The organism is Henriciella pelagia, from assembly GCF_002088945.1.
GTDB classification, from domain to species: Bacteria; Pseudomonadota; Alphaproteobacteria; order Caulobacterales; family Hyphomonadaceae; genus Henriciella; species Henriciella pelagia.
This window is the reverse complement of record NZ_NCSU01000008.1, coordinates 61,831-76,735: the sequence shown is the minus strand read 5'-3', so window position 1 is coordinate 76,735 and position 14,905 is coordinate 61,831. Positions and strand designations below refer to the sequence as shown.

Here is a 14,905-nt window from a genome sequence, read left to right as displayed (position 1 = left end):
CTACCGCACCGCCTCGAAGCTGTCTGCCTGTGCCAGGTCCCATTCGCGCGCGAGGTGTGTTGCGCCGGGATCAGCAAGCAGGCTGCCGGGTTCCAGCAGCTGGTAGGCCCGGTGCCCCGGCGCCGCGATATCTTCGGTCACCCGGTGCATGATGTGGCGCGGCGTCAGCTCATTGGGATGACTGCAGCCGGCTGCGCCGACCACCTCCATCAGCGCTTTCACGGTGTTGCGGTGAAAGTTTGCGACCCGCTCGGCCTTGTCCGGCACGACCAGTCCGCGCTGGCGGAACTTGTCCGTCGTGGCGATCCCCGTCGGGCAGGTATTGGTGTGGCAGTTGAGCGACTGGATACAGCCCAGCGAGAACATGAACCCGCGAGCCGTATTGACCCAGTCTGCACCGAGCGCCATTGAGGCCGCGATGTTGAAAGCGGAGATCTGCTTGCCGCTGGCCGCAATCCGCACCTCGTCCTTGAGGCCGCATCCCACCAGCGCATTGCGCACAAGGACAAGTCCCTGGCGTAGCGGGGCACCAACATGATCCATGAACTCGGCGGGCGCAGCGCCCGTGCCGCCCTCGCCGCCATCAACGACAATAAAGTCCGGCTTGATGCCCGTCTTCAGGATCGCCTTGCAGATCGCCAGGACTTCCCAGCGATTGCCAACACAGAGCTTCATGCCAACAGGCTTGCCGCCTGACATCTCACGCAGCTCCGCCACCCATTCCATCATGCCAACTGGCGTCGAGAAGGCGGTGTGCGCAGGCGGCGAGAAACAGGTCTGGCCAACCGGAATTCCGCGCGCTTCTGCAATCTCTTCGGTGACCTTCGTGCCTGGCAATACGCCGCCATGGCCGGGCTTCGCCCCCTGGCTGAGCTTGATCTCGATCATCTTGACCTGATCATCGGCGGCCACATCGCGGAAACGCTCGGCATCAAAGCTACCATCGCTGGCCCGGCATCCGAAATAGCCTGAGCCCAGTTCCCAGACGAGATCGCCGCCACCCGCCTTGTGATAGCGCGAAACCCCGCCCTCACCCGTATCATGATAGAAGCCGCCCTTGGCCGCACCGCGATTGAGCGCCTCGATGGCATGCGCCCCGAGTGAGCCGAAGCTCATGGCAGAGATGTTGAACACGCTCGCAGAATAAGGCTTTGCCGTCCCGTTCGCGCCGACCATGACACGCGGATCCACATCCTCATTGTGCCTGGCGGCAATCGAGTGCGACAGCCACTCATAGGGCGGCCGACCGATCTCGAGCTGGCTGCCAAAGGGCTCAACCGAAGAGACATTCTTCGCCCGCCGGTACACCATGGAGCGCTGTTCGTGATTGAACGGGCGGCCTTCAGTGTCGCTCTCGACGATGTAAGAGCGGAAAAACGGGCGCATTTCCTCAGCAATCCAGCGGATGCGCGCCAGGATCGGGTAATTGCGCCACAGCGAATGACGCGTCTGCAGAAGGTCATACAAGCCCAGCAAGGACAGCGCGCCGAAGACGGCAACCCCGATCCAGTACCACACGCTGACCTTGGTAAGACCGGCCAGAACTGCCGTCAGCACAAGGATCAGAAGCAATGGCAGGAAGCGGTACATGAAAAGCCCTCATCAGCGAACAGGGCTCAACATAAGGCCCGCCCCCGCCGGGGCAATGTCACTGAAGCCTGCCTCTCACGCTGATGCAGAATTTTTCCCGAATTGCGGAACCAAATGCGGCGGCATCTGTTGTGCTTGTTCTAGTTTCTTCGACGCTCGCATATCCGGACCATTTATGTGAGCGAAGAGGAGTGGCCGGAGCTTCCCTCGAAGTTCCGGCCTTTTCCGTTTCTGACAGGCTGCCGTTACCTAGTAGCCATTGATCTGCGCAAACCGGTCGCGGTGGAAGCTCGCCGAACCGAGCAGGGCTTCCTGAACGCGAGCCCGCTTCATGTAGAAGCCGGCTTCATGCTCGTCCGTCATGCCAATACCGCCGTGCAGCTGCACCGTATCATTCGAGACAAGGTGCACCGTCTCACCCGCCATTGCCTTGGCAAGGCTGGCCAGTTCAGCAATGTCATTACGCTGCTCATCGACCGCCGAAAGGGCGGCAGAAACGCAGGACGTGGTCAGCTCCAGATCGGTGAACATCTTCGCCGCGCGGTGCTGCAGGGCCTGGAAGGAGCCGATCAGCTGGCCGAACTGCTTGCGCGTCTGAAGGTATTCATGCGTCATCTCGAAAGCCGCGCGCGAGGAGCCGAGCATTTCGGCGGCGAGCGCGATCCGGCCCCGGTCGAGCACGGGTTCGAGAATGTCCATGCCCTTGTCGGGCGCGCCGAGCACATGGCTTTCCGGCACGTGAACGTCTTCCAGCGTCAGGTGTGCGGCACCATGGCTGTCGACCGTGTTCAGTGTCTGGACGCTGACGCCATTGGCATCGCGCGGGACGAGGAAGAGCGTCAGGCCATGCTTGTCGCCAGCCTCGCCGAACGTGCGTGCGACGACGATGAAGACATCAGCGTGATGACCGTCCTGCACATACTTCTTCGCACCGTTCAGCGTATAGCCCTGGCCATCGCGTTCGGCTTCCGTCGCAACGCCGGCCGGATTGTGGTGGCTGCCCTCGTCGAGCGCGAGCGCGGTGGTGACTTCGCCTGACGCGATCTTTGGCAACCATTCCTGCTTCTGGGCTTCAGAGCCGCCCAGCAGGATGGCCGATGCGCCGATGCAGGCAGTCTGCAGAAGCGGCGTGGAGGCCAGCGTGCGGCCCTGCGCTTCCATCACCTGGCCAAGTGCGACCATGCCCATGCCGACACCGTCATACTCTTCCGGGATCAGCACTCCGAAAAAGCCAAGCTCGGCAAGCTTCTGGCGGCCTTCCGGGTCGACCCCGTTCTTGCCGCTGTCGCGAAGGCCGCGCAGGTGTTTCACCGGCAGCTCATCACGCGTGAAATTGATGGCGGTATCCCGCAGCATCTCCTGGTCTTCAGTCAGGACAAAACTCATCTTCGTTTCCTACTCTTTACAAGGCCTGCGCACCCAGGCGCGGCCGTTCATATTCTTGTTGACGACTACTGGTGATCGCGCAGGCCGAGCACGCGCTTGGCGACCACGTTGAGGTTGATCTCGCTCGTGCCACCCTCAATCGAGTTGCCTTTGGAGCGCAGCCAGCCACGCGTGACCATCTTGGCCCCCTTGTCAAAGCCTTCGCCTTCCCAGCCGAGGCCTTCCGTGCCGAGCGCTTCAATCATCAGCTCATGCTTGTCCTGGTTCATCTTCGCCGCGGCGTATTTGATGATCGAGGCCGTGTGACCGACTTCCTGGCCGGCTTTCGCCTGCTCCTGGCTGCGGCGCACCGTCAGGCCGAACGCTTTAGTGTACATCTGGTGGTCCGCGATGCGACCGCGCAGGTCACCATCGAGCAGCTTGCCGTCGCTATCGGTCCCGACATGGATCTTGGCATATTCCTCGAGCTCCAGCATGCCGGAGCCGCGCGCCGAACCGAAACCGCTGGCGGAAATGGACGAGCGTTCGAATTGCAGCAGACGCTTGGCAATTTTCCAGCCGCCATTCACCTCGCCAACGAGCTGGTCCTTCGGCACTTTCACGTCATTGAAGAAGGTCTCACAGAACGGCGACGAGCCTGAGATCAGCTTGATCGGCCGCGTCTCGACACCTTCGCTCGCCATGTCGAACAGGATGAAACTGATACCTTCATGCTTGACCGTATTGTCGGTGCGCACCAGGCAGAAGATCCAGTCGGCCTGGTCGGCATAGGACGTCCACACCTTCTGGCCGTTGATCAGGTAATGATCCCCCTTGTCCTCACACTTGGTCTGCAGGCCGGCAAGGTCAGACCCTGCGCCCGGCTCCGAATAGCCCTGGCACCAGCGCGTGCGGCCATGGATGATGTCCGGGATGAAACGTTTCTTCTGCTCTTCATTGCCAAACTCCAGAAGCGCCGGACCGAACATCCAGAGGCCGAAGGAGTGCAGCGGGATGCGCGCATTGATCCGCGACATTTCCTGGTTCAGCACCTTCACCTGTTCGCGGTCGAGCCCGCCGCCGCCATATTCCTTGGGCCAGTGCGGCGCGGTCCAGCCGCGCTCTGCCATGCGCTCAAGCCAGACCTTTGAGTCCGGATTCTTGAATTTCTCGCGGCGCCCGCCCCAGACAACTTCGTCCTCAGGTTGCGGCGTGCGCATGGATTGCGGGCAATTTTCTTCGAGCCAGTCACGAACTTCCTGACGGAAGGTTTCGAGATCGGACGGTGCGTCATAAGGCATTGTTTCAGTCTCCTCCGGGCCTGCTTTTGTCGGCTTGTGATAGCACACTAGCGCGCAGGGATCGCTGCGGCCAAGCCTAACTTTGCGTCATATCACAGCGCAAAAGGCACATCAGTATAGCCAGTTTTCACCAAGTCGGCCTCAGCGGCCGAAACGACCGAAGAAACTGTGCTCCGGACCGGTCTCGAAGCCTGCCACATTGAACAGGTGCACAACCGCAATGAAGATGCCGAGTACGCAGAACACCATGATCAGCCCCCAGGGCAGCTGGTGCGGCCGGCCATCCTTGCGTTCGCGCTTGCCCAGCTTGGTGTTTGCCAGGACAATCAGCGCTCCGAACAGGAGGATGGCGAGGACAGGGAAGATCCAGGCGGCCATGCAGACACGTGCTCCAGGGGTTCAGGCTGATGCGGTGTCTTTGCCCAGAATGACGGACGGACCGCAAGCCCGAAGACCGCCCTGACTGCAGCCAGCGTATGGAGCGGCCAGTAAAGTGGCCGTGTCACGAGCGCCATGAAGCGCGAAACGGACCAGCGCCCCGGCGCCGCCAGGTCCGCAAGCAGCGCGCAGACATACCCCGTTCCGAACAGGCCGAGGCTGTATGGGTCGGGGCTTAGTTCCGGAACGACAAGCCCCAGCACGACAATCAGCGTCATCGGCCCATGAAGCAGGGCGCTGAGCAGCGCTCCACCCAGCATGAGGTTGAGCGTAATCCAGCGCAGGAGGCCAAGCTCGGACATGAGCCGCACCGGATTGCGCATCACGACGATCAGGGTCTGCATGAACCCCTTGATCCAGCGGCTGCGCTGGCCAAGCCAGGCCGGGAACCGGGTTGGCCCCTGCTCATGGGTCGGGCTATGGATGAATGCTGTCCGGCCACCCATCCGGGCGATGCGCAGGCCAAGATCGGCATCCTCCGTGACATTCCACGCATCCCACGCCCCCATGGCGATCAGGTCCCTGCGGCGAAAATGATTGCTCGTCCCGCCCAGCATGACCGGGTGCCAGATCTTCGCGACCGCCGGAACGAAAAGGCCGAACTGGACGGCATATTCCAGTGCCCAGTGAGCCGCGAGGAACCCGGCCGACGGATTGGTCGATACCAGCGGCGCCTGCGCGCAGATCGCCTGCGGCCCATGCCGGTCGAAAGCCCGCAGCGCGTCTTTCAGCTGCCCCGGGTCCGGCCGGTCTTCGGCATCATAGATCGTGACAAACTCGCCCGTCGCGAAGGCCAGCCCATAGTTCAGCGCACGCGGCTTGGTCATCGGATCGCCTGCGGGTACCGTCAGCACGCGTGCGCCATCCGGCAGCGCAGACCGAAGCGCTGCTTCTCTCGTGTCATGGTCGTCGGCCTCGACCAGAAGGATGATGTCGAGCTTGTGCCGGGGCCAGTCGAGCGCTGACAGGTTGCGCGCAAGCTGATCGACCATGGCGGCTTCATGGCGCAGCGCGACCAGCACCGAATAGACAGGCAAGTCATCTCGCAATGCATCTGGCAGGGTCGCTTTGCGCGAAAACCGCAGCCAAACCCCCATGAGGGTGAGGATAAACCGCCAGAAGATGACCATGGCGAATACCGCATAGGCAAACACCCAGAAGGCCGTCAGCGTCAGATCGGCCTGCCAAATGGCGCCCGCCAGAAGGGCCACCACTAGGAAGAGCGCGATCATGGCTTGAAGAGGCGTAAACAGCTTTTCGGCGCTGAGCGAAGGTGGCAGGATCATTGACTGCGACAGCGCTTCGCGAACTGTGCCAGGCGGCACCTCGGGTTCAGGCACAGCCTCCGGCACAAAGCCTGGCCTCAATCGAACGACGTTCGACCGGTCTTCACGTCCCAACCCCATAGTGTCGAATGGAAACCAGAGAGATAATTATTTCAAGTTTTTTGCTCTCAACGAGAGAGAAATTCGCCAAGACTGTGACCACTTTGCCATGCCGCCTCCACGCGCGGCGCAATTCGCCAGTCCCCTACTGCACCAATGGAGGCGTTGGCGTCCCACCCAAAGGCTTCGCCGACGCCTGATTCCACCTTGGCCAGCAGCCAGCGATGGGCAGCTGAATACACCGGCGAGGGCGCGCCAATTAGCTCGATGAAGGCGCGCGCCAGCAGGTCTGCCGCCTCCTGCGGTGCCAGATCAAGACTGGCCGTCGCCCACTCGGGCGTCGCATGCAGCACCCAGGTTTCAGCGTTGCCGCGCCCCGGCTTGGAGCCGTCGCGGGCGACCCAGGCGAGAGGTCCCTGCCTCACACTGGCACCGTCCCAGTCAACGCCCACATCCCCCTCAAACGCCAGCATCGCGGCCCAGCAGGGGGCCGAACGGACGCCGCTTGCCTCACTTGCCAGGCGAGGGCTCACCGGCTCCAGCAGGCTCGCCGCCTGTTCCGCCGGAATGGCGCAGACCACCGCATCGAACGGGCCATCGCGCCCGCCCCCCTCAAGAACCAGCGTCTTCACAGCCCCATCGGTCTCGATTGCCATCACACGCGAAGACCAATGGACCTTGTGGGTCTCGGCCATGGCCTTGATGAGCGCGTTCATCGAAGGCGTTCCTACAAACATCTCATCCTCAAGGGATCGCTCGGCGAACGTCCAGCGCCCCTCCGCAGTCTCTGCGGTCACGAGGCGCGGTGACCATTGTGCGATCGCCCCGGCATCCATCAGCGGCTTGAGACGCGTCCGGAACGCTTCGCTTCGCACCGTGAAATACTGCGCCCCATGATCCCATCGGCACTTGCCGGAGGGCGTCTGTGCGCGGCGGGTCGACATCCGGCCACCCGCGCCGCGCCCCTTGTCATGGAGAACAATGTCATGGCCGGCACGGCTCAGCTCGTCGGCCGCCGCCAGTCCGGCAATTCCCGCGCCAATGATCGCGATCTTCATGCAAGGGCCCTCTTCGCCGCCTCAATGTGCACCTAGTCCATAGGCCAATCTGGCAAAGCGCGGGGAGCAAATTAAATACAGCCACCGGTCCTGCACTTTCCGGAAAGACCAGCGTCATGTCCCGCGCCACAAGAAAGACCACCGGTTCGAACCGGAAGGCCAGTCTGCCGGGCAAGACCTGCCCAGTCTGCCAGCGACCTTTTGCCTGGAGAAAGAAGTGGGACCGCGTCTGGGATGAAGTGAAATACTGTTCCGAACGGTGCCGAAGAGCATCCCGGAGCGGCTGAGTCGCCATTCTTATCGAAAAACAACAAATATATCGCCTTGATTCTATTGAATTTCATTGTTTTTCACAAAATTCTTATTGCTTTTCGATAAGACCATCCCTAACTTCAATTCATCGGCGGCGCGGATAGGCCAAGCCCCGAAAAAACCAGAGACCGGCAACAAGACCGGAAACATGCAACGAAGGAGTATTTTAGATGCAACCGCTCGCCTCCCAGAGCTCCACCGCCGCAGCCAACCACGCTCCGGCCCTGTCCACGGCACCGATGGTCGAGACCATCGCGACCGCTCCCGGCGGTCAGGTCGCCAACGACAACACGGCAGCCTGGAAACCCAGCCTGCTCGTCCTTCGCCGGCGCAGACTGAGCCGGCGTGCGAACCGCAGCTAAGGAGAGTGGAAGAGCCGGACAACTCCTTGCGCCGGTCCGGCCTTCCCTGACAGAGCCGCCCTGCCCCGCCCGGCAGGGCGGTTCAACCTTGTGGGCTAGGCAAGCGTTTTCGGCCTGACAAAGTCCACCAGCCTGAAATGAACCGGCACATAAGGTCCATCATCCTCACTCTCGAAGAGGGCCGCTGCCCCCGTCGGGAATTTCTCGGCGAGCTTCATCGCTGCGCGGTGATTTTCGCTTCCTGCCTGCGAAAGGATAAATCCCGCCAGTTCGTGCAGGCCCGGATTGTGCCCGACGAGGATCACGCACCCATAGTCTTCTGCGACTTTCTTGATGAGCGCTTCCATGGCCGGAATGCCCGCGAGATAGAGGTCATCCGAAACCGTTGAGCGACATTCGGGGACATGTCTGGCAAGGTGCCTCCACGTCTCCCGCGTCCGCCGTGCCGATGAAACGAGCGCATGGTCCGGCTGCCAGCCCGTATCGCTTAGAAAGCTTGCAACAAGTTCTGCATCTTGATGCCCCCGCTCAGTCAGCATCCGGTCGCGATCCTTGATGCCCTCATTCCAGGGTTCGGTCTTCGCATGGCGCATGAGTATGAGGCGTTTCATGCGTCAGTCAGGCTCCGCAGGACCTTAGTAAAATTAAACACCTGAATAAGCCCCTCGAGCTTGCCGCTGCACAGGGCGCGGCCCATCTTCCGCCGCAAGATAACGCAATTGATGGAGATTTCCATGAGCCTTTTGCTCGGTGATACCGCGCCGGATTTCGACGCAGAAACAACGCAAGGCAAGATAAGCTTTCACGACTGGGCCGGCGATGACTGGGTTGTGTTCTTCTCACACCCGGCTGACTTCACCCCGGTCTGCACCACCGAACTCGGCTTTACAGCCAAACTGAAGGATGAGCTGGCCGCGCGCGGTGCCAAGGCGCTCGTCATCTCGGTTGACTCCGTTGAGGACCACAAGAAGTGGATCGAGGACATTGAGGAAACGCAGGGCGCGAGCGTCTCTTTCCCGATCATCGCTGACACCGAAAAGAAAATTGCGACCCTGTATAACATGATCCACCCGAAAGCCGACCCCAAGGTGACGGTGCGCGCGGTCTATGTGATTGACCCGAACAAGAAGATCCGGGCGTCCATCATCTACCCGCCGAGCGCCGGTCGGAACTTCAATGAAATCCTGCGCCTCATTGACTCCATGCAGCTCACCGACGGCTACAAGGTCGCAACCCCCGTCAACTGGCAGCAGGGCGAGGATGTCATCATCGTGCCAAGCGTTTCGGATGAAGATGCCGACAAGCTCTTCCCGAAGGGTTACACCACGGTGAAACCATACCTGCGTGTTACGCCTCAGCCGAACAAGTAGGCAAGCAGGCCTCACGCCAATAAAAGAAGCCGCGTCGGATCGCTCCGCGCGGCTTTTCTTTTGTGCTCACCATTCCCGCCTAATTCGTCAGCAGCTTCAGCAGCCTGGCACCGCGGCTCTTGCGTTTGCGCCGTGTCTTCAGGCCAAGACGCTCACGCACCGATTGCGGCTTGCCGTGGATCGCGCGCAGCAGGTCCAGCCGCTTCATCGCGGCTGATTTTCTGGATTTCCGGATCGTGAGAGCGATGGTTCACCTCGTCAGGTTGCGGGTCCACCCTAGCACAGATGCGCCTATGTCCGAAGGCCATCGCCTGTGATTGGCGGGGCGCGACGTGTCAGCTGGCTGGCATCATGATCTTGCCATTTACCAGGTCGGAATAATCCGTCACAAGCGCTTCGGTCACTTCGCCCGGCTTGTAGTCCACGTCTCCGATGGAGCGCACAGGCGTCAGCTCAGCCGCCGTTCCGGTGATGAAGCATTCGGAGAAGGTCGACAGCTCTTCCGGCAGAATGGTGCGTTCGACGATCTCTATCTGGCGGGCCTCGGCGAGCTTGATCGCCGTCTGCCGCGTGATCCCGTTCAGGAAGCAGTCCGGTGTTGGCGTATGCAGCGCGCCATCGCGCAGGAAAAAGATATTCGCGCCGGTCGCCTCTGCCACATGTCCGCGCCAGTCGAGCATGAGCGCATCGGCGAATCCCTCGCGCTCAGCTGCGTGCTTGGACAGCGTACAGATCATGTAGAGACCTGCCGCCTTGGCTTCGCAGGGTGCAGTCTTCGGATCAGGCCGACGCCATTTGGCATGCGTCATCGCAATGCCCTTCATCTTGTCGGCGAAATAGTCGCCCCAGTGCCAGACCGCGACAGCGAGGTGGATCGTATTGTTCTGCGCCGAAACACCCATCATTTCCGATCCGCGCCAGGCAATCGCGCGCACATAGGCACTGTCCAGGCCGGACCGGGCCAGTGTCTCGACCTTCGCTGCCTCGATTTCATCAACTGTGAACGGAATATCGAATCCAAGAATCTGCGCCGATTTATGCAGGCGTTCGGAGTGACGGCGCGACTCGAAAATCTTGCCACCATAAGCGCGTTCGCCCTCGAACACGGCGGACGCATAATGCAGGCCGTGCGTCAGCACATGTACTTTCGCCTCACGCCAGTCAACGAATTCGCCATCCATCCAGATAACGCCGTCGCGGTCGTGATACGCTTGAGCTGCCATGATTTTCTACGTCCTTGCTTGAACTTCGTACTGAAAACCGCTCCATTCTCAGACTGTGGCATCCGAAGTCAACCAGAAGCCGGGCGAAACGGGGCGGGTAGATCCGCGACTCTTTCTCAGGGAGGAAGAGCTCGATAATGGTATCGCCTTGTTGCTTGCAAGCGAAAGAACAATTGCAGAGGCGCTTCGTCGCGCCCAGAAGCAGACCGGACTCAACATGCCGGCCCTGAAACTGATGATGACAATCCGCTTCCAGCCTGACCGGACAGTGACCGAACTACGCCAGCTGACCGGTGCGACCACCCCTACGCTCGCCCGCCTCCTCGGCGAACTCGACAAGCGTGACCTCGTGCACAAGAAACAGGGTGGACGCGATGCCCGCCGACGTCGCCTGACCCTGACCGGGAAAGGCGAAGACCTGATCGCGCCGATTGTGACCGACCTTCGATCCTCCCTGCGCGAAGCCTATCGCGAAGCCGGCGCAATCGCCGTCGCCGGAAGCCGTGCCGTCCTGGATGCCCTTACCCGATGAAGGAAGCCCCTCACATCCTCGTTGTTGATGATGACGACCGCATCCGGACGCTGCTGAAGCAGTATCTCACCAGCCAGGGCTATCGTGTGACGGCCGCGGCCCATGCGGCGAGCGCCCGCAAGCTGCTCACCACACTCGATTTCGATCTCGCCATCCTCGACATCATGATGCCGGGCGAGACCGGGCTCGACCTGCTCGAAAGCCTGCGCCGGAAGGGCGTCAATAGCCCGGTCCTCCTGCTCACCGCGCGCGGCAACACGTCGGATCGCATCGAAGGCCTCAAGCGCGGCGCCGATGATTATCTTGCCAAGCCGTTCGAGCCGGAAGAACTTTCGCTGCGCGTTGCCGCCATCCTGCGCCGCACGCATGTCGAGGAAACGCCAGAGGAGATCGAGATGTCCGGCCTCGTCTTCAATCCGAAACGCGGCGAACTTTTCGAAGGCGACAAGCGCGTGCGCCTTACCGAGGCCGAATTGCAGCTTCTCTCATCGCTCGCCTTCCGGGCTGGAGAACCTGTCAGCCGCGAGGAACTCGCCTCCAATTCGCCGGGCAGTACCGAACGCTCAATAGACGTGCAGGTCACCCGCCTTCGCCGCAAGATCGAGCCAGACCCGAAACAGCCCATCCACATTCAGACCGTCCGCGGCATCGGCTACCGGCTCATGCCTGACTGAAACTCGCAACGTCCCGGCGCGGCGACGCACCGAATGTCCGCGAATATTCCCGGCTGAACTGGGATGGGCTCGCATAGCCGACCCGGAAGGCCGCGTCGGACGCGTTCAGCCCTTCACTCAACATCATCTCCCGCGCCATCAGCAGGCGCAGCCGCTTCTGGTATTGCAGCGGCGAAAGCGACGTGACCGACTTGAAATGCTGGTGAAACGAGGACAGGCTCATCCCTGACAGGCTGGCCAGGTCCTCCACAATGACCGGCTCGACAGGGTTGCTGCGAATTTGGGCAATCGACCGCGCAATCTTCTGCGCATGGCTTTCGGCGCGAAACAGTCTTCGCGCCTGCGCGCCGTGCGGCCCTGTCAGCAGCCAGTAATAAAGCTCGTCGAGAACGGCCGGTGCCAGAACCGAAAGTGCTGCAGGCCTGTCGAGAAGGGCCACCAGTCTTTCGAATGCATTGCGCATTTCGACGCCGAGATCAGCCACGAACACACCGACGGCGCACTTCTTGTCTTCGCGCCCATTCGCATCAATCTTCTCTGCAACCCGCATCATCGCGGCGACGTCGATATCCAGGATCACGCCGAGGAATGTCCCTGCGTCTCCAAGGCGCGTCACCCGACCCTGAACGGGCAGGTCGACGCTCACCAGGAGAAATTGCCCCTCATTATACTTGTACACCTGATCCCCGACAAACAGCTGCTTGTCTCCGCGCAGGTTCAGGCAAATCTGCGGTTTGTAGACCACGGGTCCGGGCGTGACGGGCTTGGCGCTTCGCAGGATTCGGAGCGCTTCAAGTGGGGTCCTGAAGGAAGCTTCGTTCTCGGGATGACGGTCCAGCCAGTCATCTATCGTCTGGGCAAGCGTATCGGTCATGGACTGGAAATAGGCAGGCGGCGGATCAGCGCAAGCAGTCTGGAGAATTAGGCAAGAAGTCCGGACGATCCGGCATTAAGCGCGCGGTGGGGTCTTCCTATCTCCCCTGCTTCCGCAGTGAAGGAACCCTCCCATGTCATTTGATACCAAATCCACACACCCGATCGCGCTCATCACAGGCTCCAGCAGAGGCCTAGGCAAGAGCGAGGCGCTCGCACTCGCAAAGGCCGGCGCAGACCTCATCATTACCTATCATTCCAGCGCCGACGAAGCCGATGCGGTTGTTCGCGAGATTGAAGCGCTCGGCCGCAAGGCAGTCGCCCTTCAGCTCGACGCGTCCGATGTGTCCACATTCCCGCGATTTGCCGACACCGTGAAGTCAGCTCTCTCGCAGACCTGGAACACCGACAATTTCGACTTTCTCGTCAACAATGCCGGCACGGCGGGCGGCTCGACGATCGCCGATACGAGCGAGGCTGACTTTGATGACCTCGTGAATATTCATCTCAAAGGCGTCTACTTTCTCACCCAGACGCTGCTGCCCCTGATCGCCGACGGCGGACGGATCATCAACACCTCATCCGGCCTGACCCGCTTTTCGTATGCGGGCTTCTCGGCCTATGCGATGATGAAAGGCGCGATTGAAGTCTTCACCCGCTATCTGGCTGTGGAGCTCGGCGAGCGCGGGATTACAGCAAACACGGTCGCGCCCGGCCCGATCGCCACTGATTTTGGCGGCGGTCTCGTTCGCGACAATCCCGAGTTCAGGAATAGCCTGGCGGATCAGACCCCGCTTGGCCGGGTCGGCGAGGCAGACGATGTCGGCGGCGTTGTCGCCAGCCTGCTGACCTCCGCCACGAGATGGATCAATGGAGAACGGATCGAAGTCGCCGGCGGCTTCAACCACTAGCCTTCCAGGCTTCCTTCCGTTCGCGCCTTCTGTCTTCCCGGCAGAAGGCGCTTTCGCATGGGGCGCGTGCCGGTTAAGTCAGACGCATGCCGAAGCGTTTCCACATCCGTCTCCGGGACATCACGCCGCGCGGACTTTATCCGCGCTCGGTGCTGATGGTCGTGCTGCCGATGATCCTGCTTCTCTCGGCGGTGACCTATATCTTCTATGACAGCCACTGGCGTCACACGTCGCGCAAGCTCAGCCAGACCATCTCATCGGAAATCCAGTTCATGGTCGAGCTGCGCCGTCAGTATCCCGACCAGTTCGACGCCCTGCGCGACGAGGCCAGCCGCTCCATGCAGCTCGATGCTACGGTGCTTGAGAACTCCAGGATCCCGACCGAACAGAAACGTCTCTTTTTCTCCGCGCTCGACGATATTTTCTCCCGGGAGCTCGACGTCTCGCTCGACCAGCCCTTCTGGTTCGACATTTCCGGCTATGGCGAGAAGGTCGAGATCCAGGTCCAGGACGGGCCGGACGTCATCCGTTTCATGGCCGAACGCGACCGGACCTTCTCGACCACCGGGCACATCTTCATCGTCTGGGTCATCGGCGCATCGGGCATCCTGATCGCTCTGGCGCTCGGCTTCCTGCGCAACCAGGTCCGCTCCATCCTGAAGCTGACCGAGGCCGCAAAAGCCTATGGCCGCGGCCGCGATGCGGATAATTACCGCCCGTCCGGCGCAACGGAGATCCGCGATGCTGCCCGCGCCGTGATGGACATGCGCACCCGCCTCACCACCTTTGCCGAACAACGCACAACCATGCTCGCCGGCATCAGCCACGATTTGCGCACGCCGCTTACCCGTCTCAAGCTCCAGCTCGCCATGATGGAAGAGACTGACGACATTCGCGCCGCCCGCGAGGATCTGCGCCAAATGGGAGCGATGCTGGATGAATATCTCGCCTTTGCAAGCGGGGTGGAGGGCGAAGCCCCGACGGAAATGCGCTTTGACACGCTGGTCGCCGACACGGTGGCTGCGCTCGGCGGCCAGGCCACCATCCGCAAGGCTGACGCCGTCAGCATTATCGCCCGTGAGGGCCTCATCCGCCGCGCAGTGACCAATCTCATCTCCAATGCGCAGGGCTTTGGTGACCGTGTCGAGATCGATATCATCGAAGGCCCGCACATGGCTGAGCTTGTCATAGATGATGACGGGCCAGGCATTCCCCCGGACGAGCGCGAAGAGGCCTTCCGCCCTTTCCACCGGCTCGACGCGTCGCGTAACCAGAACGTTCCCGGCACCGGGCTCGGCCTTTCCATCGCTCGCGACACTGCCCGCCAGCATGGCGGCGACATCCGCCTCGAAGACAGCCCACTTGGTGGTTTGAGGGTACGGCTCAGACTGCCAATTTAAGATGACAGATCAGGTGTGCGTCTCGCTCGATGAGCGCCAGCTCATCAGAGCGCCCATCTCCTGCGGTTTCAACGCATCGCCTATGGCAAAGTTTGGAACTGGGCTCTCAGA

The 14,905-nt window shown here is 61.3% G+C and carries 17 protein-coding genes; 7 read left to right on the top strand and 10 right to left on the bottom strand.

Annotated elements, in window-relative coordinates; genetic code table 11:
* The 6 genes from B8746_RS08435 to B8746_RS08410 all read right to left on the bottom strand — a co-directional run bounded on the left by B8746_RS08435 (position 1) and on the right by B8746_RS08410 (position 7,137).
* Complete coding sequence (locus tag B8746_RS08435; RefSeq protein WP_084393258.1) at positions 1–1,590, bottom strand: FMN-binding glutamate synthase family protein; 1,590 nt, start codon at positions 1,588–1,590, stop codon at positions 1–3.
* Between the two features lie 249 nt (positions 1,591–1,839).
* Positions 1,840–2,976 carry an acyl-CoA dehydrogenase family protein gene (locus B8746_RS08430; RefSeq protein ID WP_084393257.1) on the bottom strand — a complete coding sequence of 379 codons (1,137 nt, stop codon included), beginning with the start codon at positions 2,974–2,976 and terminating at the stop codon, positions 1,840–1,842.
* Positions 2,977–3,041: 65 nt separating this feature from the next.
* On the bottom strand, positions 3,042–4,256 hold the full coding sequence (locus B8746_RS08425) for an acyl-CoA dehydrogenase family protein (RefSeq protein ID WP_084393256.1): 1,215 nt from the start codon (positions 4,254–4,256) through the stop codon (positions 3,042–3,044).
* 141 nt (positions 4,257–4,397) lie between these two features.
* Positions 4,398–4,634 (bottom strand): hypothetical protein, encoded by a 237-nt coding sequence (locus B8746_RS08420; RefSeq protein ID WP_084393255.1) that lies wholly within the window; start codon positions 4,632–4,634, stop codon positions 4,398–4,400.
* Positions 4,583–6,034 (bottom strand): glycosyltransferase family 2 protein, encoded by a 1,452-nt coding sequence (locus tag B8746_RS08415; protein WP_158084571.1) that lies wholly within the window; start codon positions 6,032–6,034, stop codon positions 4,583–4,585. The genes B8746_RS08420 and B8746_RS08415 overlap by 52 nt, the downstream gene beginning before the upstream one ends.
* Positions 6,035–6,147: 113 nt before the next feature.
* Positions 6,148–7,137 carry an NAD(P)/FAD-dependent oxidoreductase gene (locus B8746_RS08410; RefSeq protein ID WP_084393253.1) on the bottom strand — a complete coding sequence of 330 codons (990 nt, stop codon included), beginning with the start codon at positions 7,135–7,137 and terminating at the stop codon, positions 6,148–6,150.
* A gap of 116 nt (positions 7,138–7,253) precedes the next feature.
* On the opposite strand from B8746_RS08410, the gene B8746_RS08405 reads away from it, so the two are divergent.
* Entirely contained in the window at positions 7,254–7,424 is a 171-nt protein-coding gene (locus B8746_RS08405) for a DUF2256 domain-containing protein (RefSeq protein ID WP_084393252.1), read from the top strand.
* Between the two features lie 195 nt (positions 7,425–7,619).
* A complete protein-coding gene (locus B8746_RS08400) occupies positions 7,620–7,811 on the top strand; it encodes a hypothetical protein (protein ID WP_084393251.1) in 192 nt (63 codons plus the stop codon).
* Between the two features lie 95 nt (positions 7,812–7,906).
* Here B8746_RS08400 and B8746_RS08395 read toward each other — a convergent pair whose 3' ends face one another.
* Positions 7,907–8,422, bottom strand: coding sequence for a SixA phosphatase family protein (locus tag B8746_RS08395; protein WP_084393250.1), 516 nt, complete (start codon positions 8,420–8,422; stop codon positions 7,907–7,909).
* A gap of 123 nt (positions 8,423–8,545) precedes the next feature.
* Here B8746_RS08395 and B8746_RS08390 point away from each other — a divergent pair, with 123 nt between their 5' ends.
* Positions 8,546–9,181, top strand: a complete 636-nt coding sequence (locus B8746_RS08390; protein ID WP_084393249.1) for a peroxiredoxin — start codon at positions 8,546–8,548, stop codon at positions 9,179–9,181.
* A 79-nt stretch (positions 9,182–9,260) separates the two neighbouring features.
* Here the strand turns inward: B8746_RS08390 and B8746_RS17510 are convergent, their stop codons facing one another.
* Together B8746_RS17510 and B8746_RS08385 are read right to left on the bottom strand one after the other, a co-directional pair.
* On the bottom strand, positions 9,261–9,389 hold the full coding sequence (locus B8746_RS17510; protein WP_267905931.1) for a hypothetical protein: 129 nt from the start codon (positions 9,387–9,389) through the stop codon (positions 9,261–9,263).
* Between the two features lie 127 nt (positions 9,390–9,516).
* On the bottom strand, positions 9,517–10,404 hold the full coding sequence (locus B8746_RS08385) for a branched-chain amino acid aminotransferase (RefSeq protein ID WP_084393248.1): 888 nt from the start codon (positions 10,402–10,404) through the stop codon (positions 9,517–9,519).
* Between the two features lie 55 nt (positions 10,405–10,459).
* Between B8746_RS08385 and B8746_RS08380 the strand changes: the two genes are divergently transcribed.
* On the top strand, positions 10,460–10,936 hold the full coding sequence (locus B8746_RS08380) for a MarR family winged helix-turn-helix transcriptional regulator (protein ID WP_084393247.1): 477 nt from the start codon (positions 10,460–10,462) through the stop codon (positions 10,934–10,936).
* On the top strand, positions 10,933–11,610 hold the full coding sequence (locus B8746_RS08375) for a response regulator (RefSeq protein WP_084393246.1): 678 nt from the start codon (positions 10,933–10,935) through the stop codon (positions 11,608–11,610). Before B8746_RS08380 ends, B8746_RS08375 begins: the two co-directional genes overlap by 4 nt.
* On the opposite strand, the gene B8746_RS08370 is transcribed toward B8746_RS08375, so the two are convergent.
* Positions 11,597–12,484 carry an AraC family transcriptional regulator gene (locus tag B8746_RS08370; RefSeq protein WP_084393245.1) on the bottom strand — a complete coding sequence of 296 codons (888 nt, stop codon included), beginning with the start codon at positions 12,482–12,484 and terminating at the stop codon, positions 11,597–11,599. The two genes, B8746_RS08375 and B8746_RS08370, sit on opposite strands and share 14 nt — an antisense overlap.
* Before the next feature lie 133 nt (positions 12,485–12,617).
* Here B8746_RS08370 and B8746_RS08365 point away from each other — a divergent pair, with 133 nt between their 5' ends.
* Positions 12,618–13,394: an SDR family NAD(P)-dependent oxidoreductase gene (locus B8746_RS08365; RefSeq protein ID WP_084393244.1), complete on the top strand. Its 777-nt coding sequence runs from the start codon at positions 12,618–12,620 to the stop codon at positions 13,392–13,394.
* Between the two features lie 86 nt (positions 13,395–13,480).
* Complete coding sequence (locus B8746_RS08360) at positions 13,481–14,794, top strand: sensor histidine kinase (protein WP_084393243.1); 1,314 nt, start codon at positions 13,481–13,483, stop codon at positions 14,792–14,794.
* The last annotated feature ends 111 nt before the right edge of the window (positions 14,795–14,905 follow it).